An 18,546-nucleotide genomic window follows, 5' to 3' on the forward strand; every position below is an offset into this window, starting at 1 on the left:
CAGCGAGAGGCGAACTGAGATGGCCAACGAGGACAAGCTCCGCGAGTACCTCAAGAAGGCGGCCGCCGACCTGGTCGGCTACCGCGAGCGGGTGCAGGAACTCGAGCGGCGCACCAGCGAGCCGATCGCCATCGTCAGCATGGCCTGCCGTTACCCGGGCGGGGTCAACTCCCCGGGGCAGCTGTGGGACCTGATCGCCGCCCAGCGGGACGTGATGGGCGGATTCCCGACCGACCGCGGTTGGGACATCTCGGGTCTCGATCTGCCGGACGGCTTCGAGGCCGTCGGCTCGTTCCTGACCGGCGCCGCCGACTTCGACCCGGAGTTCTTCGAGATCTCGCCGCGGGAGGCCGCCGCGATGGATCCGCAGCAGCGTCACCTGCTCGAGACCGCCTGGGAGGCCTTCGAACACGGCTACCTGGATCCGATCACCCTGCGCGGCAGCCGGACCGGGGTGTTCGCCGGCCAGATGTACTCCGAGTACGGCTCGGATCCGCGGACCATCGAGGAGTCGGCCAGGGCATTCCTCGGCACCGGCCGTGCCACCAGTGTGCTGTCCGGGCGGTTGTCCTACGTCTTCGGCCTGGAGGGGCCGGCCGTCACCATCGACACCGCCTGCTCCTCGTCGCTGGTCGCGATGCACCTTGCCATGCAGGCACTGCGCAACGACGAGTGCGATCTGGCACTGGCCGGCGGCGTCACCGTCATGGTCACGCCGGACCCGGTCCTGGACTTCGCGCGGCAGGGCAACCTCGGCGCCGGCGGCCTCTGCAAGGCATTCGCCGACGCCGCGGACGGCACCGGTCTTGGCGAGGGCGCCGGCATGCTGCTGCTGGAGCGGCTGTCGGATGCGCAGCGCCACGGCCACCAGATCCTGGCCCTGGTCAAGGGTTCGGCCGTCAACCAGGACGGCGCGTCCAACGGGCTGACGGCCCCGAACGGACCGTCCCAGCAGCGGGTCATCCGGGCCGCCCTGGCCAACGCCGGTCTGCAGGCGGCCGCGGTCGACGCCGTGGAAGCACACGGCACCGGCACGGCTCTCGGTGATCCGATCGAGGCGCAGGCCCTGATCGCCACCTACGGACGGGCCAAGGAGCCGGCCACCCCGCTGTGGCTGGGCTCGGTGAAATCGAACATCGGCCACACCCAGGGGGCCGCGGGCGTGGCCGGCGTCATCAAGATGGTCGAGGCGATGCGACACGGGATCCTGCCCGCCACCCTGCATGTCGATCAACCGTCCCGCCAGGTGGACTGGAGTGCCGGCACGGTCGAACTGTTGACCAGGGCGCGGCCGTGGCCGTCCGGCGAGGCACCCCGCCGTGCGGCGGTGTCATCATTCGGGATCAGCGGCACGAACGCCCACGTGATCCTGGAGCAGGCCCCGATGCCGGCCGTCGAGGCCGACTCCGGCTCTCCTGTCGCAGACGAAACCGCCGACCTGCCGACGGGCCTGCCCGGTGACTGGGCGCCGTGGGTGCTGTCCGGCCGGACCCCCGATGCGCTGAAGGACCAGGCCGCCCGCCTGCTCGCCCACCTGGATCCGGCCGTCTCCGGTGGCGACCTCGCGACCGCCGACATCGCCCGGACCCTGCTCTCCCGCAGCCGTTTCGAGCACCAGGCCGTCGTGTTCGGCACCGATCGGCCCACCCGACGGGCGAATCTCGCGGCCCTCGCGGCGGGCAACCCCTCGCTCGGAACCGCCACCGGCAGTTCCATCCCGGGCTCGCTCGGCATCCTGTTCACCGGGCAGGGCTCGCAGTACGCGGGCATGGGACAGGACCTCTACCAGGGTCTTCCGGTCTTCGCCACCGCCTTCGACGAGGTGTGCCAGGCCTTCTCGTCGCTGCTGGAGCACCCGCTGCGCGACGTGGTCTTCGCAGCACCGGATTCGGCCTATGCGGCCCTGCTCAACAGCACGGCCTACACCCAGCCGGCGCTGTTCGCACTGGAGACGGCACTGTTCCGCCTGGTCAGCACCTGGGGCGCGACACCGAAGTACCTGGCCGGCCACTCAGTGGGCGAGATCACCGCTGCCCACATCGCCGGGGTGATCTCGCTGGCGGACGCCGCGAAACTGGTCGCCCACCGCGCCCGGTTGATGCAGGCCCTGCCATCCGGCGGAGCCATGCTCGCCGTCGCGCTCGAGGAGGACGAGGCCAGGGCACACCTGGCCGATGGTGTCGACCTCGCCGCCGTCAACGGTCCGGCGGCGGTCGTGCTGTCCGGCTCCGAGACGGGCATCTCCGAGCTGGCCGAAACCCTGGTGGCGCAGGGTGTCCGGCACAAGCGCCTGGTGGTCTCGCATGCCTTCCACTCCGCGCTGATGAGGCCCATGCTGGAAGAGTTCGAGGCGGTCGCCCGGTCGGTGACCTTCCGGCCGCCGGCGATCGACATCATCTCCACCGTCACCGGCCGCCAGGTCGGCATCAACGAGATGCGCGACCCGATGTACTGGGTCCGTCAGATCCCCGCCACGGTGCACTTCCGGCAGGCCGTCCTGACGATGGCCCGCAGCGGTGTGTCGACGTTCCTCGAGCTGGGCCCTGACGCGGTCCTGACGGCCATGGCCACCCACACCCTCGAGGCCGACACGGAACTCGCCGCCCGGCGGACGACGGTGATCACCGCGCTGCGCCGGGACCGGTCCGCGCTGGCCACCCTGACCACCGCGGTTGGCCAGCTCTCCATCGCCGGACGCGGCATCGAACTCGCCGATCTCTTCACCGATGGCCGGCCGATCCCGCTGCCCACCTACGCCTTCCAGCACCAGCGCTTCTGGCTGCAGCCCTTGCTGGGCGCCGATGTCTCCAGAGCGGGCCTGACCGAGGTCGGCCACCCACTGCTCGGGGCAGCCGTCAGCCTGGCCGATACCGGGGCCGTGGTCCTCACCGGACGCCTGACCCTCACCGGGACCCCCTGGCTTGCCGACCACCGCATCGGCGGCGCCGCCGTCGTTCCCGGAACGGCCCTCGCCGAAATGGTGATCAGGGCCGGTCTGGAGGTCGGCTGCCGCCGGATCACCGAGCTGACGCTGCAACGACCGATGGTCGTCGGCGGACGTGACATCGATCTGCAGATCACCATCGGCACCGCGGGTGTCGCCGGTCTACGTCAGGTCAGCGTGCACGCCCGGAGCGCCGCAGACTCCACCGACAGCTCGGCCGCCGGCGACTGGACGCTGCACGCGGCCGGTTCGATCACTCCCGACGACGCCGCACCCACCTTCGACGACGACTGGGATCCGGCCGATGCGCCGGAGCTGGATGTCACCGAGCTGCACCAGGGCCTGGCTCTGGCCGGCATCGAGTACGGCCCGGCGTTCACCGGTCTGCATCGCGCCTGGCTCACCGCCGACGGCGACGTGCTGGCCGAGGTGCAGGCGCCGGAAAGCGTTTCGGCCCAGGGTTTTGCCGTCCACCCGGCGTTGCTGGACGCGGCCCTGCAGAGCGTCGGACTGATCGGCGATCGCGCACCGGGACTGCCGTTCGCCTTCACCGGGGTCACCCTGACCGGCAGCACCTCGCCGACCCTTCGCGTCCGGGTCAGCACCCGGGACGGCGCCACCGCTCTGACGTTGTCCGATCCCACCGGCCTGGTGATCGGTCGGATGGACGGGGTCTCCTCCCGTGAGATCACCGGCCAGGACACCTCGGCGACCGCAGCCGCGACCGCAGCCAACGCTCTCTTCGAGATCCAGTGGATCGAAGCGGCCGACGTCGTGCTCCCCACGACGCCCGCCGACATCCTCATCGTCGATGCGCTCCTGACGGACGCTCGTCCGGCCGCATTCGTGGCGGTGCGCTGCTACCCGACCGCCAACCACCAGGCTGGGGAGAACCCGGCGGCCGATGCGTTCTCCCGGACCGCGGCAGTGCTGGAGACAGTGCAATCGTTCCTGGGCAACGATCGCTTCGCCGACAGCACCCTCGTTCTGCTCACCCGCGGCGCCGTCGCGATCGACCCGGCGCACTCCCCCACCGATCTGCCCGGCGCAGCACTGCTCGGCCTGGCTCGCAGCGCGCAATCGGAGAACCCCGGCCGCCTCCTGCTGATCGACGCCGACACCGACCTGGACGACGACGGCATCCGGGCCGTCGTCGTGCCCGGCGAGTCGCAGCTGGCCGTCCGGGACGGGGGCGTCCTGGTTCCCCGGCTCCGTCCGTTCCGCGGCGCGGGCGAGATCGGCGGCCCGGCCTGGGATCCGGCCGGAACGGTGGTGATCACCGGTGGCACCGGTGCATTGGGCGTACAGGTCGCCCGGCACCTCGTCAACCGCCACCGGATCACTCGTCTGCTGCTCCTGTCCCGCAGCGGGCCGGAGGCACCGGGCGCCGACGGCCTGATCACGGAACTCGCCGCACTGGGCGCCACCACGCAGGTGCTCGCCTGCGACGTCAGCGACGAGACGTCGATCTCCGCCGCGCTCCGCCACGCCGACTCCGACCACCCGGTCCGCGCAGTGGTGCACACCGCCGGCGTCCTGCAGGACAGCTCTGTCACCGCGATGTCGGCCGAGCAGCTGCGCGCGGTGTTCCCCGCCAAGGTCAGCGCTGGGTGGGCACTGCACCGCGCGACCGCCGGGCTGGACCTCGAGCAGTTCGTGCTGTTCTCCTCCAGCGCCGGCGTGATGGGGGCGGCCGGACAGGGAAACTATGCCGCCGCCAACTCTTTCGTCGACGCGCTGGCGGCTCACCGCTGCGCACAGGGCCTCCCGGCGACCTCGCTGTCCTGGGGCCTGTGGGACAGCACCTCCGGCATGGCCGGAGCACTGTCGGACGAGGACCGACGCCGGATGGCGCAGGCCGGTGTGACACCGCTGAGCATCGAACGGGGACTGGCCCTGTTCGACCTGGCCGTCGGCACGCGGCGGGCACATTTCGTCCCGATCGCCCTGACCCTGCCACGCGGCGCCGATCCCGCGGCCGTCCCCGCCCTGATCCGCGATCTGATCCCGGCGCCCTCCCGAACCGCGGCTGGGCAGGGCGGTCAGGCAGCCGGACCGCGGGCGCTGCGGTCGGCCCCCTCCGCCCGTCGGGCCGCCTTCGCCCTGACGCTGGTCCGCCAGGCCGCCGCGGCCGTGCTGGGCCACGCCGGCATCGATACCGTCGACCCGGTCAAGCCTTTCACCGAACTGGGCCTCAACTCGCTCACCGCGATCGAGTTGCGGAACCAGGTCGCACAGGCCTCCGGCCTGACCCTGGCGCCCACCCTGGTCTTCGACCATCCGTCGTGCCAGGCCGTCGCCGACCTGATCCTGCAGATGGTGCAGGACGAGAACCCGGACAAGAACCCCTCCGCCGCTGCCGAACCGTCCGGCGCGAGGACCCGACGGACGACCGACCACGACGACCCGATCGTCATCGTCGGGATGGCCTGCCGCTACCCCGGCGAGGTGGACACGCCGGAGGCGTTGTGGGACCTGATCCTGTCCGGCCGCGACGCCATCTCCGGCTTCCCCACCGACCGGGGCTGGGACCTGGACAACCTCTACCACCCTGACCCGTCGCACCCCGGCACCAGCTACACCCGGCACGGCGGATTCCTGCACGACGCCGGCCGCTTCGACGCCGCGTTCTTCGGCATCTCACCGCGCGAGGCGGTCGCCATGGATCCCCAGCAGCGACTGCTGCTGGAGACCTCCTGGGAGGCCGTCGAGAGTGCCGGGATCGATCCGCAGTCGTTGCGCGGCAGCCGGACCGGCGTGTTCGCCGGTGCGATGTACCACGACTACGCCTCCAGCCTCGGCGAGGTTCCCGAAGGGGTGGAAGGGTTCATCGGGACCGGCACCGCGGGATCGGTGGTGGCGGGCCGGGTCTCGTACGTGTTCGGCCTGGAGGGTCCGGCCCTGACCATCGACACGGCCTGCTCGTCGTCGCTGGTCGCGCTGCACTCCGCGGTGCTCGCACTGCAGGCCGGCGAGTGCGACTACGCCCTGGCCGGCGGGGTGGCCGTGATGTCGACCCCTGGCTCGTTCATCGACTTCTCCCGGCAGCGGGGGCTGGCCGCCGACGGCCGGTGCAAGCCGTTCGCGGCCGCGGCCGACGGCACCGCCTGGGGCGAGGGCGCCGGCATGCTGCTGGTCGAAAGGCTCTCCCATGCCACCGAACTCGGCCATCGCGTACTGGCCGTCGTCCGCGGTTCGGCCGTCAACCAGGACGGCGCCTCCAATGGGCTGACCGCCCCCAACGGACCGTCCCAGCAGCGGGTGATCCGGGCCGCACTGGCCGCCGCCGGCCTCACCACGTCCGACGTGGATGTGGTCGAGGCCCACGGCACCGGCACCAGTCTCGGGGATCCGATCGAGGCGCAGGCCTTGCTCGCCACCTACGGCCAGCACCGGACCGCCGACCGACCGGTGCTCCTGGGGTCGCTGAAGTCCAACATCGGGCACACCCAGGCCGCAGCGGGAGTCGGCGGGATCATCAAGATGGTGCAGGCGATGTCGCACGGCGTGGTGCCCGGGCTGCTGCACCTCGACGAGCCGTCGCCGTACGTGGACTGGACCGCCGGCGCCGTGCAACTGGTGACCACCCCGACGATGTGGGTGGAGACGGGCGATCGGCCCCGCCGCTGCGCGGTGTCCTCGTTCGGCTTCAGCGGCACCAACTCCCACGTCATCCTGGAGGCGCCGGCGGCTCTCGCCTCGGTGACCGCTGCCGATACCCCCACAGCAGTGGGTGCCGCCACGAAGGACGTATCGACGTCCGACGCCGGCCACCCGTGGGTGTTGTCCGCCCGGACCTCCGGCGCATTGCGCGGCCAGGCCGGTGCGCTGCTCAGGGCACTCGAGTCCGGCGCCGTCCCCGGTTCCGACGCCGACATCGCCCACACCCTGGCTGGCCGGACGCGTTTCGCCCACCGCGCCGTGGTGCTCGGCAGCAACCCGACCGAGCGCCGGCTGAATCTCGGTCTGCTCAGCGCGGCCCGCGACACGGCCGGCGTGGTCACGGGCAAGGCCGGTTCGGGCGGGCTCGGCCTGTTGTTCACCGGGCAGGGATCGCAGCGGATCGGGATGGGACGTGGCCTGTACGAATCGTTCCCGGCGTACGCCGCCGCGTTCGACGCGGTCTGTGCCGCATTCGACGGACTGCTGGAGCAGCCCCTGTCGAGCGTGGTGTTCGCGGAGGCCGGTTCACCGCAGGCCGCCCTGATCGACCGCACCGAGTACACCCAGCCGGCCCTCTTCGCGATGGAGACGGCCCTGTTCCGGCTGGCCGAGTCGGTCGGACTGGTGCCGACCGTCCTGGCCGGGCACTCGATCGGCGAGATCGCCGCCGCCCACGTGGCCGGGGTCTTCGACCTGGCCGGCGCGGCCACCCTGGTCGCGGCGCGAGGTCGCCTGATGCAGGCCCTACCGTCCGGCGGCGCCATGGTCGCCGTCGAGGCCACCGAGAGCGAGGTGGCCCCGTTCCTCACGGCAGGGGTGGACCTCGCCGCGGTCAACTCGCCGACGTCCCTGGTCCTCTCCGGGGCTCTCGCGTCGGTCCACACCGCGGCGAAAGCACTGGCGGGACAGGGCAAACGGGTCAAGCGACTGACGGTGTCGCACGCCTTCCACTCGGAGCTGATGGACCCGATGCTGGCCGACTTCGCGGCCGCCATCGCCGATGTCGAGATGTCCGAGCCACTGATCCCGATCATCTCCGGGATGACCGGTCAACCCGCCACCGACGGACTGCTGTCGGATCCGGCCTACTGGGTCGAGCACGTCCGCGCCACCGTCCGGTTCGCCGACGCCGCGACGAGCATGGCGCAGAGCGTCTCGACCCTGCTCGAACTCGGCCCGGACGCGGTGCTCACCGCCATGGCCGGCCAGACGCTCGGCTCCTCGGCCGTCCGGACCGTGCCGTCGCAGCGGCGGGATCGGCCGGACCGCGAGGCGATGATCGAGGCCTGGGCCGCGCTGGAGACGGCCGGCCACAATATCGACTGGGCGGCGATCGACCGGGGTGGCCGTTTCACGGCCCTGCCGACGTACGCGTTCCAGCGCAAGAACTACTGGCTCGCGTCAGGCGGCGAGGCCGGCCGGCGCACCACGACCGAGGAAGCGTTCTGGGCTGCGGTCGACGGCGCTGACGGCGCGACCCTCGCCGTCGAGTTGTTGCTGTCCGACGAGGCGGCCGCGGCTCTGCGACTCCTGCTGCCCGAGCTCACCCGCTGGCGGCAGGAGACCTCGGTCGACAGTGCAGGCGCCGCAGCGGTTCCCGAGGATCACGACGAAACCGACGACAGCGGGCCGAGTCTGGCCGAACAACTGGCTCCCCTGCCCGCCGGCGAGCGGCTCGAAGTGCTGATCGGGCTGGTGCTGTCCCAGACAGCCACGGTGCTCGGGCACGCGGACAGCTCGGACCTCGAGCCGGAGCAGGATCTGCTGGATCTGGGCTTCAACTCGTTGACCGCGGTCGAGCTGAGGAACCGGCTGGAGATCATCACCCTGCTGGAGCTGCCCGCCGCCCTGGTGTACGAATTCACCTCGGCCCGGGAGATCGGCGAGTTCGTCCTGACCCGGATGAGCGAACTGATGCCGGCCTGACGGCCTCCCAGGGCGGATTATTCGACGGCGGCGACCGGGTTCTCGGCGCCGTTGGTCGGGCTCTGGGAGTACGCGGCCAGCCGCGCTCCGAGCTCCTCGCCGGTCAGCCCGGCCCTGGCCACCACCAGGATCGTGTCGTCGCCGGCGATGGTTCCGATGACGTCGACCAGGGCCGCCCGGTCGATCGCCGACGCGAGGAACTGGGCGGCACCGGGTGGGGTGCGCAGCACCACCAGGTTGCCGGAGGCGTCGTGGGACAGCAGCAGCTCGCTGAAAAGCCGGGCCAGGCGCGAGGTCCCACCCGCCATCGGCCGGGGCGAGCCGTCTTCGGGGATGACGTAGACCGGCGCGCCGCCGTCCACCCCGCGCAACTTCATCGCGCCGAGTTCCTCCAGGTCCCTGGACAGCGTGGCCTGGGTGGTGTGCACCCCCTCGGACTCCAGCAGTCCAGCGAGTTCCGACTGGGAGCGGATGGCGCCGTCCCGGATGAGATCGGTGATCCGGCCGTGCCGTGCCGCCTTGGTCGCCGGGAAGTTACCCGTGGTCATCGCGTGGTCATCGGTGCGTCATCACGGCGTCAGGACCGGGTCGGTTCGGTCGTGGAATGGACGGCGGCCGATGCGTCCGAGGCGGATCCGGTGAGCCCGACCAGGAACGCCAGCAGCGCCTTCTGCGCATGCAGACGATTCTCGGCCTCGTCCCAGACCGCGGAGGCCGGGCCGTCGAGCACCTCGTCGGTGATCTCGAAACCTCGGTGGGCGGGCAGGCAGTGCAGGACGATCGCGCCGTCGGCGGCGGTGCCCAGCAGTTGGGCGTTGACCTGGTACGGCCGGAACGGGCCGATGCGGTCGAGTCCGTCGTTCTCCTGACCCATCGACGTCCAGGTGTCGGTGACCAGGACGTCGGCCCCGGTGACGGCGACCAACGGATCGGTGATCAATTCGATCGACCCGCCGGTGAGGCTGGCCCGCTCCTTGGCGGCGATCAGGATGTCCTGCTGCGGGTCGAACCCGAGCGGTGACGAGATCCGCACGTGCAGACCGGCATTGGCTCCACCGAGCATCAGCGAGTGCGACATGTTGTTGGCGCCGTCGCCGAGGTACGTCAGGGTCAGACCCTTGAGCCGGCCGAACCTCTCGCGGATGGTCTGCAGATCGGCCAGCACCTGGCACGGGTGGTACTCGTCGGTCAGCGCGTTGATCACCGGGACGCTGGAGACGCTGGCCAGTGCGTTGATGCGGCGCTGCGCGAAGGTCCGGATCGCGACGGCGTCCACATAGCGGGAGAGCACCCGGGAGGTGTCCTCGATGGTCTCTTCCCGGCCGAGCTGGGAAGTGCGACCGTCGACGATCACCGGTTGCCCGCCGAGCTGGCTGATGCCCACCTCGAACGAGAGCCTGGTGCGGGTGGAGTTCTTCTCGAAGAGGGCGGCAACCGCCTTGCCCGCAAGGGGTGTGTAACCGTAGCGGTTCGTCTTGTAGGCGTCGGCGAGGTCCAGCAGGGCGATCAGCTCGTCGGGCGAGACGTCGTCGTCCTTGAGGTAGTGCCTGATCATGATTCGTCCTTCTTCGATGCGAGGGCGGTGTCCAGGATGGCGGGCAGAGCGAGCACGAACGAGTCGGCCTGCTCGGTGGTGAGGATCAGGGGCGGAGCCAGCCGCAGCACATCGGGGCCGGGCGCGTTGAGGATGAACCCGGCCTCCATCGCCGCCGCAGCCGTTTCACCCGAGAGATTCTCGGTGAGCGCGATGCCCAGCAGCAGGCCGGCGCCGCGCACGTGATCGACCAGCGGATGGCCGAGATCCTCGATGGCGGTGGACAGGTGCTTGCCCAGCGCACCGACATGGTCGAGCAGCCGGTCCTTCTCGATGGTGGCCAACACGGCGAGGGCCGCCGCGGCGCAGACCGGGTTGCCCGCGAAGGTCGATCCGTGCTGACCGGCGGACAGCAGTTCTGCGGCCGGCCCGATGCCGATGGCCGCGCCGATCGGCAGTCCTCCGCCGAGACCTTTGGCCAGGGTCACGATGTCGGGCCGGACGCCGGAAGCCTGATGCGCGAACCAGTTCCCCGTCCGGCCGATGCCGGTCTGCACCTCGTCGAGGACCAGCAGGGCGCCCGCGGCGGTGGTGATCTCCCGGGCGGCAGCGAGATAGCCGTCCGGAGCGGGGATCACGCCGGCCTCGCCCTGGATCGGTTCGAGGAACACGGCGGCCACGTTCTCGTCGACCGCAGCACGCAACGCGTCGACGTCGCCATACGGCACGAACTCGACACCAGCGGGCATCGGTTCGAAGGGGGCACGTTTGCTCGGTTGACCGGTCAGCGCAAGCGCTCCCATGGTGCGACCGTGGAATCCGCCCTCGGCCGCGATCATCCGCGGGCGCCCGGTGAGCCGGGCCATCTTGAACGCGGCCTCGTTCGCCTCGGCACCGGAGTTGCAGAAGATCACCCGGCCGTCGCTCTCGGCGCCGATCAGGCGCAGCAGCTGCTCGGCCAGGTCCAGCACCTTGGGGTGGGTGAAGTAGTTCGAGACGTGCCCGAGGGTCGCGATCTGCTCGCTGACTGCGGCGACCACGGCGGGATGCCCGTGTCCCAGAGCGTTGACCGCAATACCGCCGAGCAGGTCGAGGTACTCGCGGCCATCGGCATCGACGACCACGGCGCCCCGGCCGGAGACCAGCTCGACCTTGGGGACACCGAAATTGCTCATCATCGCGCCGGCCCACCGGTCGGCGGCCAACTGGTTGCTGCTCACGACTTCTCCTTCACTGCGTTTGACGTCACTGCGCTCGACTTCACTGCGCTCGACTTCACTGCGCCCGAATTCACTGCGCTCGAATTCACTGCGCTCGACCCGGCTGCTGCATCCGGCACGACCATCGTTCCGATCCCCTGGGTGGTGACGATCTCCAACAGCACCGCGTGCGGGATGCGGCCGTCGATCACGTGGGCCGCGGCCACCCCGCCACGCACGGCGCGCAGGCAACCTTCCATCTTCGGCACCATGCCGGATTCGAGGCCCGGCAACATCTCCTCGAGGGCATCGACCGAGATCCTCGACAGCAGCGAGGATCTGTCCGGCCAGTTCGAGTAGAGACCCTCGACATCGGTGAGCATCACCAGCTTGGCGGCACCCAGCGCGATCGCCAGGGCGGCGGCCGCGGTATCGGCGTTCACGTTGTGCACCACACCGTCCACATCCGGTGCGACGGTGGAGATCACCGGGATGCGGCCGGCATCCAGCAGGTCCAGGACGGCAGCGGGGTTGACATCGACCACGTCGCCGACCAGACCGATGTCGGTCTCCACGCCGCCGACCTTCACCGTCCGTCGGGCCGCGGTGAACAGTCCCGCGTCCTCGCCCGACATGCCGACGGCGAGCGGGCCATGCTTGTTGATCAGGCCGACGAGTTCACGGCCGACCTGGCCGACGAGCACCATCCGCACCACGTCCATGGTCTCCGGGGTGGTGACACGGAATCCGCCCTTGAACTCCCCCACCATCCCGAGACGGCCCAGCATGGAACTGATCTGCGGTCCGCCGCCGTGCACCACCACGGGCCGCAGACCGACGGTCCGCAGAAAAACCATGTCGGCCGCGAACGCCTGCTTGAGGGTGTCGTCGGTCATCGCGTTGCCGCCGTACTTGACCACCACAAGGGCGCCGGCGAACTCCTGCAACCAGGGCAGGGCATCGGCCAGCACCGCGGCCCTGGCTGCGGCATCGGTCAGGTCACCGACGTTGCGGGCGACGAGACCCACTGCGGTGTCCGCCGACCCGCTGGAAATGGGCGCGGACGTCATGTCGAGTACGCGGAGTTCTCGTGGACGTAGGCGTGCGAGAGATCGTTCGTCAGGATCGTCGCGGTCTCGACCCCGGCGTGCAGATCGATGACGACGTGGGCCTTGCGGGGGGTCAGGTCGACCAGCGTGCGGTCCTCACCATTCGACCCCTGCCGGCAGATCCAGACCCCGTTGATGGCGACGTCGATCTGGTCGGGATCGAAGGCGGCCCTGCTGGTGCCGACCGCGGCGAGAATGCGGCCCCAGTTGGCGTCGCCGCCGAAGAAGGCAGTCTTGACCAGGCTGTTGCGCGCGACGACCCGGCCGACCTCGACGGCGTCGTCCTCCGAGGCCGCGTGGACCACCTCGATCGAGATCTCCTTGGTGGCACCCTCGGCGTCGGCGAGCAGTTGTTCTGCCAGCGCCTTGCAGGCCCGGGTGACTGCGGCCGTCAACCCTTCCTGGGATGGCTCGACCCCGGACGCGCCGGACGCCAGCAGGAGCACCGTGTCGTTGGTGGACATCGCGCCGTCGGAGTCCAGCCGGTCGAATGACACCCGGGTCGCGGCACGCAGCGCCACATCGAGAGAGGCGTTGTCGGCGACGGCGTCCGTGGTCAGCACCACCAGCATGGTGGCCAGCGCCGGCGCCAGCATCCCGGCGCCCTTGGCCATCCCGCCGACGGTGAAACCGCCCACGGTGACGCTGATCTGCTTCGCCACGGTGTCGGTGGTCATGATCGAGGTCGCAGCCGCCGGACCGCCATCCTGGGTGAGAGTGCCGACCGCGGCCGTCGTCCCGGCGAGGATCTTGTCCATCGGCAACCGCTCGCCGATCAGGCCGGTCGAGCAGACGGCGATCTGCTGCGGTGCGACACCGAGCGCAGCGGCCAGATGTTCGGCGGTGGCGACGGTGTCGTCGTAGCCGGCCGGGCCGGTACAGGCGTTCGCGCCGCCGGAGTTGAGGACGACAGCGACGAGAGATGCTCCCGGCACGGCCAGCACCTGCTCGCACCAGCGGACCGGTGCGGCCTTGACCCGGTTGCCGGTGAAAACGCCGGCAACGCTGTGGATCGGGCCGTCGTTGACGACCAGGGCGAGGTCAGGCTTGCCGGAAGCCTTCAGCCCGGCGGTGACACCGGCGGCCCGGAATCCGGCCGGGATGGTGACGCCGGCGCTCAGATCGAGATCGGTGCTCACGAGGCCACTCCTCCTGTCCACGAGGCCACTCTTCTTGTCATGGAGCTACTCCCACGGTGGACAGGCCCATCGTCTCGGGGAGTCCGAGGGCGAGATTCAGGCATTGGACGGCGGCGCCGCCGGTGCCCTTGGTCAGGTTGTCCACGGCCGAGACGACCACCAGGCGGCCGGCGTCGGCGTCGACCGCCAGCTGCAGCAGCAGCGTGTTCGCACCGAGCACGGCACTGGTGGTCGGCCACTGGCCGGCGGGCAGCAGGTGGACAAAAGGCTCGTCCTGGTAGGCCTTCTCGTAGACCGCGCGGATCTCGGCCTCGGTGACGCCGGGCTTCAGAGCGGCACTGGCGGTGGACAGGATGCCCCGCGACATGGGGATCAGCACCGGAGTGAAGGACACCGTGACAGGGGAACCCGCTGCAGCGGAGAGGTTCTGGATCATCTCCGGGGTGTGCCGGTGCAGTCCACCGACCCCGTAGGCGGAAGCGGAACCAATCACCTCGGAGGCCAACAGGGTGGCCTTCAACGACTTTCCCGCACCGGAGGTACCAGACGCTGCCACCACGACGACGTCCGGTTCGACGAGACCGGCCGCGAGGGCAGGGGCCATCGCGAGCGATGCGGCGGTCGGATAGCAACCCGGCACCGCGACCCGATGGACACCCTCGAGCTTGGCGCGACCGCCGGGCAACTCGGGCATGCCATAGGGCCAGTGACCGGGATGCTCCCCGCCGTAGAACTTCTCCCACGCCGCGGGGTCGGTCAACCGGTGGTCGGCTCCGCAGTCGATCACCACCACCTCCGTGCCGAGTTCGGCCGCCACCTGGTGGGAGTGGCCGTGGGGCAGCGCGAGAAAGACCACGTCGTGGCCGGCCAGGGTCTGGGCATTCGTCGGCTCCAGCACGCGGTCGGCCAGCGGCCAGAGATGGGGCTGGTGCAGCGCCAGGAGATCGCCGGCGCTGGCGTTGGCGGTCAGCGCGCCGATCTCGACCGACGAATGGTTCAGCAGCAACCGCAGGATCTCGCCCCCGGCGTAGCCGCTGGCGCCGGCCACCGCGACGCGGTACGTCTTCTCAGTCATAGTCCGCAAAACTATACACCTCATTGCATGTTCATCCATGCCCGGCGCCGACCGCGCTTATCAACTTCGACCGCGCTGCTCAAGTTCGCGGTTTTGGGATTCAAGTGACAGAAATCGACCCGATCATGAGCGCAGCACCGACTGTCGGTGCTCGGGGGCACCATCCAGATCATGAAGACGACAGCGCAGCTCATCGAGGCATTCCGGCAATACCGCGAACGGACGGTGACCCCTCGTGTGGCCGCGCGTGACCGCGCCGTGCTGGATCGCCTGCACGCCCACCTGGATGCAATCGGGCCGGTGCTGGTGGACGAGACCAGCGGCGAGAAGGTCAGCCGAGCCGACGGTGGGATCGGGCTGAGCGACCTCGTCGATGTGGAATTGATCATCATGAACATGAGCTCGTTCCTGGCCGATGTCCTCGCACCTGACGACAGTTCGTCCCGCGTCACCATCCGCCAGTTCGCCTTGTGGCTGCATCGGATCGGCGAGCTCGATCCGTGCTCCTACCTGGTGATGAACGCCGATACCCGACGGGTGGGCCCAGCGCTTCCGCCCCTCCGACGGCTCGACCGAAGGGTGTGAGACACCGGGCCGGATAGACCCTTGCCGAGTGACGGCCTCCCCCGTCCGGCATAGGGTCGGGAGCAAGGAACAACAACGAGGAGTCGACGATGACCGATCACCACCTGTCCCGACGATCCGCCCTGGCTGGTCTCGGCGGGTCCGCCGTACTCGGCGCGCTGTCCACCACCCTGCTGGCCGGACCGGACGCCGCGGCAGCCACGACGAGCCCCCCGACGACCACCCCGGTCAAGGATCCGATGGGCTCTCCGCCCACGAACAAGAAGGCCGAGCAGCGCGTGAATGCCCTGCTCAGACGCATGACCCTGGCCGAGAAACTCGGACAGCTGCAGCTGGTCAACACCGGCGACCTGGCCAGGGCCGCGCTGGCCGCCACTCCCTGCGGCGGTGTGTTCTCGGTGGTCGGAGCGGCCGAGCTCAATGCACTGCAGAAGTTGGCCGTCAAGCACACCCGGCTGGGCATCCCGTTGATCTTCGGCCTCGACGTGATCCACGGTTACACCACCAACTTTCCGATCCCGCTCGGGCAGGCGTCCAGTTTCGACCCGACGGTCGCCGAATCCGATGCGGTGGTGTCCGCCGCCGAGGCGCGGCGCAGCGGCATCAACTGGACCTACTCACCGATGATGGACGTCACGCACGAGCCGCGCTGGGGCCGCATCGCCGAGGGCGACGGCGAGGATCCGTATCTGGCCAGCCAGATGGCGGTCGCGAAGGTGCGTGGTTACCAGGGTGCCGACTACTCGGCGCCGGACAAGGTGGCCGCCTGCGCCAAGCACTACGTGGCCTACGGCGGCACCGAGGGCGGCCGTGACTACAACACCGTCGACGTCTCGATCCAGGAGTTGCACAACCACTACCTGCCGCCGTTCAAGGCCTCGGTGGCCGCCGGCGTCGCCACCCTGATGGCGTCCTTCAACACGGTGGCCGGCGTCCCGGCACACGCGAACTCCTACACGCTACGGGACGTGCTGAAGGGCAGCTTCGACTTCAACGGGTTCGTGGTCAGCGACTACACCGGGATCCAGGAACTGATCATGCACGGCGTCGCCGGCGACGGTGCCGATGCCGCGGCCGCCGGGCTCACCGCCGGTGTCGACATGGAGATGGTGTCGACGAACTACGTCGACTTCGGGAAGCAGCTGCTGGCCAAGGGCCGGATCTCACAGCGTGAGGTCGACGACGCGGTGCGCCGGATCCTGCGAATCAAGTTCGCGCTCGGGCTCTTCGAGAACCCCTATGTCGACGAATCCCGCGAGGTCACCACGGTGTCGACCGCGGCCAGGGCGAAGGCCCGCACCGCCGGTAGCCGTTCGATGGTGCTGCTCAAGAACGACAAGTCGGTGCTGCCTTTGAAGAAGACCTCGAAGGTGGCGGTCATCGGGCCGCTCGCCGTTGCGACCTACGACCTCAACGGCACCTGGTCCGGGCTCGGCACCGGAGCGGGAACGACGCCACCGGTCACCGTGCTGGACGGGATCAAGGCGAATGCCACCTCGGTCACCTACGCCAAGGGTTGCGACATCGAATCGACCGACGTCTCCGGGTTCGCGGCTGCAGAGACGGCAGCCGCTGCGGCCGACGTGGTCGTCCTCGCGCTGGGTGAGAGCGCAGCGATGAGCGGCGAGGCCTCCGCACGCAGCGACATCGATCTACCCGGTGTGCAGCAGGAACTCCTCGCGGCAGTGGTCGCCGCGGGCAAGCCGGTGGTCGTGGTGCTGTTCAACGGCCGTCCTCTGACTCTCCAGTCGACGCACGACACGGCGACCGCGATCCTGGAAGCGTGGGCCCCTGGCGTCGAAGCCGGGAACGCTGTGGCCGACGTGCTTTTCGGCAAAGTCAACCCCGGTGGCAAGCTGCCGGTCTCGTTCCCCCGCGCCGTCGGGCAGATCCCGATCTACTACAACCACCAGAACACCGGACGGCCCGCGGACCCGAACAACAAATACACGTCGAAGTACCTGGATCTCGCCAGCGGACCGTTGTACGCCTTTGGGTTCGGGCTCAGCTACACGAGCTTCACCATCAGCGCGCCGCGGCTCAGCTCACCGAAGATGAACCATCGGGGCGGACACCTGACGGTGTCGGTCGACGTCACCAACACCGGGAAGGTGGCCGGCGACGAGGTCGTGCAGGTCTACCTGCACGACCCGGTTGCCAGCATCGCGCAACCGGTCCGCCGGCTGCGCGGCTTCCAGCGGGTGACCCTGCACCCGGGCCAGAAGAAGACGGTGACGTTCACGCTGACCACCGAGGACGTCGGCTTCTACGACAATCGGGCCAGGTTCCTGGTCGAGACCGGCCTGATCGACGTGTACGTCGGCAACAGCTCCGACGCGGCGGCGAAGGCGACTTTTACCGTGGTGTGATCACCGCTCCCCCTTGGTCGCCGGTCCCCTTCGACAGGGGGCCGGCGATCGACGGGACGATTCAGAACGGCATGTTCGCGAACGGCGAGGAGTACTCCGGGTCATCCAGCAACGCGGCCTCCGCCTCGGCCACGTCCATCCGGTTCTGCTCGGCCGCGACGATGTCGCCGAGCAGCCGGACGTCACCGGCGGTGGGGATCCCGGTGACCTCCTCGTGCCCGAGTACCCAGGAGACGGCGGCCCGGATCCGGTCGGCGTCGTGGTAGGGCTCGTACCAGGTGGTGTGGGTGGGATCGGTTGCCTCGGGCCAGTTTCGACGGGACACGGTCTTGATCGTCATGAGGCCGGCCTCCTGTCGCTGGATTTCTTCGACCAGCGCGTCGTAGCTCTCGCGGAACGCGGCATCGCGCCAGAGGACGGGGTTCAACGGCGTCAGAACGGTCGCGAACGGGAACCGTCGTAGTGCCTCCAGATGGGTTGCGGCTGCGGCAGTTCCGTGTCCGGTGATGCCGATGGCGCCGACCATCCCCTGCTCCTGGGCCTGAACCGCCGCCTCCAGGGCGCCCCCGGTGCCCACCGCACGGTCGAGCGTCTCGAGATCGCCGACCGCGTGCAGCTGCAGCAGGTCGACCCGGTCGGTCTGCAGGCGCTCCAACGAGGCGTTGATCGAGACCCACGCCGAGGCCCGGTCCCTGTCCTCCGTCTTGGTGGCCAGGAAGATCCGGGATCTGATGCGTTCCATCCACGGACCGAGCCTCAATTCCGCATCGCCGTAACCGGCGGCGACGTCGAAGTGGTTGATGCCGGCGTCCAGGGCCTGCTGGATCGAGGAATCAGCGGTGGCCTGGTCGACATCGCTCAGCGCGGCCGCGCCGTAGATCAGCACCGAACTCTGGTGACCGAGTCGTCCGAGTGTGCGTCGTTCCATGGTCCGCTCCATCCGCCGGTGTCGGCTTGTCGTTTCGGGAGATTGTCGAATTAGCGCCCGCCTGCACCGTAGAGC

At 69.7% G+C, this 18,546-nt stretch carries 9 protein-coding genes and 1 pseudogene; 3 read left to right on the forward strand and 7 right to left on the reverse strand.

The features are described from left to right. Window positions 1–118: 118 nt before the first annotated feature. Window positions 119–8,488: pseudogene (locus ABIB25_RS12160) on the forward strand (type I polyketide synthase); the annotation flags it as partial. A gap of 62 nt (window positions 8,489–8,550) precedes the next feature. Here the strand turns inward: ABIB25_RS12160 and ABIB25_RS12165 are convergent. Genes ABIB25_RS12165 through argC form a run of 6 tightly spaced genes read right to left on the reverse strand, consistent with a single transcriptional unit; the run spans window position 8,551 to window position 14,589 of the window. Then, window positions 8,551–9,081 carry an arginine repressor gene (locus ABIB25_RS12165; protein ID WP_354528721.1) on the reverse strand — a complete coding sequence of 177 codons (531 nt, stop codon included), beginning with the start codon at window positions 9,079–9,081 and terminating at the stop codon, window positions 8,551–8,553. A gap of 29 nt (window positions 9,082–9,110) precedes the next feature. Further along, on the reverse strand, window positions 9,111–10,088 hold the full coding sequence (argF, locus tag ABIB25_RS12170) for an ornithine carbamoyltransferase (RefSeq protein ID WP_354528722.1): 978 nt from the start codon (window positions 10,086–10,088) through the stop codon (window positions 9,111–9,113). Continuing rightward, window positions 10,085–11,287, reverse strand: a complete 1,203-nt coding sequence (locus ABIB25_RS12175; protein ID WP_354528723.1) for an acetylornithine transaminase — start codon at window positions 11,285–11,287, stop codon at window positions 10,085–10,087. Before ABIB25_RS12175 ends, argF begins: the two co-directional genes overlap by 4 nt. Next, window positions 11,284–12,336: an acetylglutamate kinase gene (gene argB / locus ABIB25_RS12180; protein WP_354528724.1), complete on the reverse strand. Its 1,053-nt coding sequence runs from the start codon at window positions 12,334–12,336 to the stop codon at window positions 11,284–11,286. Before argB ends, ABIB25_RS12175 begins: the two co-directional genes overlap by 4 nt. After that, the gene (gene argJ / locus ABIB25_RS12185; protein ID WP_354528725.1) at window positions 12,333–13,514 is read right to left on the reverse strand and encodes a bifunctional glutamate N-acetyltransferase/amino-acid acetyltransferase ArgJ; all 1,182 of its coding nucleotides are present in this window, start codon (window positions 13,512–13,514) and stop codon (window positions 12,333–12,335) included. The genes argB and argJ overlap by 4 nt, the downstream gene beginning before the upstream one ends. A 37-nt stretch (window positions 13,515–13,551) precedes the next feature. Continuing rightward, the gene (gene argC / locus ABIB25_RS12190) at window positions 13,552–14,589 is read right to left on the reverse strand and encodes an N-acetyl-gamma-glutamyl-phosphate reductase (RefSeq protein WP_354528726.1); all 1,038 of its coding nucleotides are present in this window, start codon (window positions 14,587–14,589) and stop codon (window positions 13,552–13,554) included. A 171-nt stretch (window positions 14,590–14,760) separates the two neighbouring features. On the opposite strand from argC, the gene ABIB25_RS12195 reads away from it, so the two are divergent. Together ABIB25_RS12195 and bglX are read left to right on the forward strand one after the other, a co-directional pair. After that, window positions 14,761–15,174 carry a hypothetical protein gene (locus ABIB25_RS12195; protein WP_354528727.1) on the forward strand — a complete coding sequence of 138 codons (414 nt, stop codon included), beginning with the start codon at window positions 14,761–14,763 and terminating at the stop codon, window positions 15,172–15,174. An 89-nt stretch (window positions 15,175–15,263) separates the two neighbouring features. Then, a complete protein-coding gene (bglX, locus tag ABIB25_RS12200; RefSeq protein WP_354528728.1) occupies window positions 15,264–17,543 on the forward strand; it encodes a beta-glucosidase BglX in 2,280 nt (759 codons plus the stop codon). A 61-nt stretch (window positions 17,544–17,604) separates the two neighbouring features. On the opposite strand, the gene ABIB25_RS12205 is transcribed toward bglX, so the two are convergent. Then, window positions 17,605–18,471 (reverse strand): aldo/keto reductase, encoded by an 867-nt coding sequence (locus ABIB25_RS12205; RefSeq protein ID WP_354528729.1) that lies wholly within the window; start codon window positions 18,469–18,471, stop codon window positions 17,605–17,607. Window positions 18,472–18,546 lie beyond the last annotated feature (75 nt).

It is taken from the genome of Nakamurella sp. UYEF19 (genome assembly GCF_040546275.1).
Classification (GTDB): Bacteria; Actinomycetota; Actinomycetes; order Mycobacteriales; family Nakamurellaceae; genus Nakamurella.

What these genes read in the sequence shown, in the direction of transcription:
- ABIB25_RS12165 (WP_354528721.1), bottom strand. Translation starts at nt 9,081, where the DNA reads ATGACCACGGGTAACTTCCCGGCGACCAAGGCGGCACGGCACGGCCGG.
- argF (WP_354528722.1), bottom strand. Translation starts at nt 10,088, where the DNA reads ATGATCAGGCACTACCTCAAGGACGACGACGTCTCGCCCGACGAGCTG.
- argB (WP_354528724.1), bottom strand. Translation starts at nt 12,336, where the DNA reads ATGACGTCCGCGCCCATTTCCAGCGGGTCGGCGGACACCGCAGTGGGT.
- argC (WP_354528726.1), bottom strand. Translation starts at nt 14,589, where the DNA reads ATGACTGAGAAGACGTACCGCGTCGCGGTGGCCGGCGCCAGCGGCTAC.
- ABIB25_RS12195 (WP_354528727.1), top strand. Translation starts at nt 14,761, where the DNA reads ATGAAGACGACAGCGCAGCTCATCGAGGCATTCCGGCAATACCGCGAA.
- bglX (WP_354528728.1), top strand. Translation starts at nt 15,264, where the DNA reads ATGACCGATCACCACCTGTCCCGACGATCCGCCCTGGCTGGTCTCGGC.
- ABIB25_RS12205 (WP_354528729.1), bottom strand. Translation starts at nt 18,471, where the DNA reads ATGGAACGACGCACACTCGGACGACTCGGTCACCAGAGTTCGGTGCTG.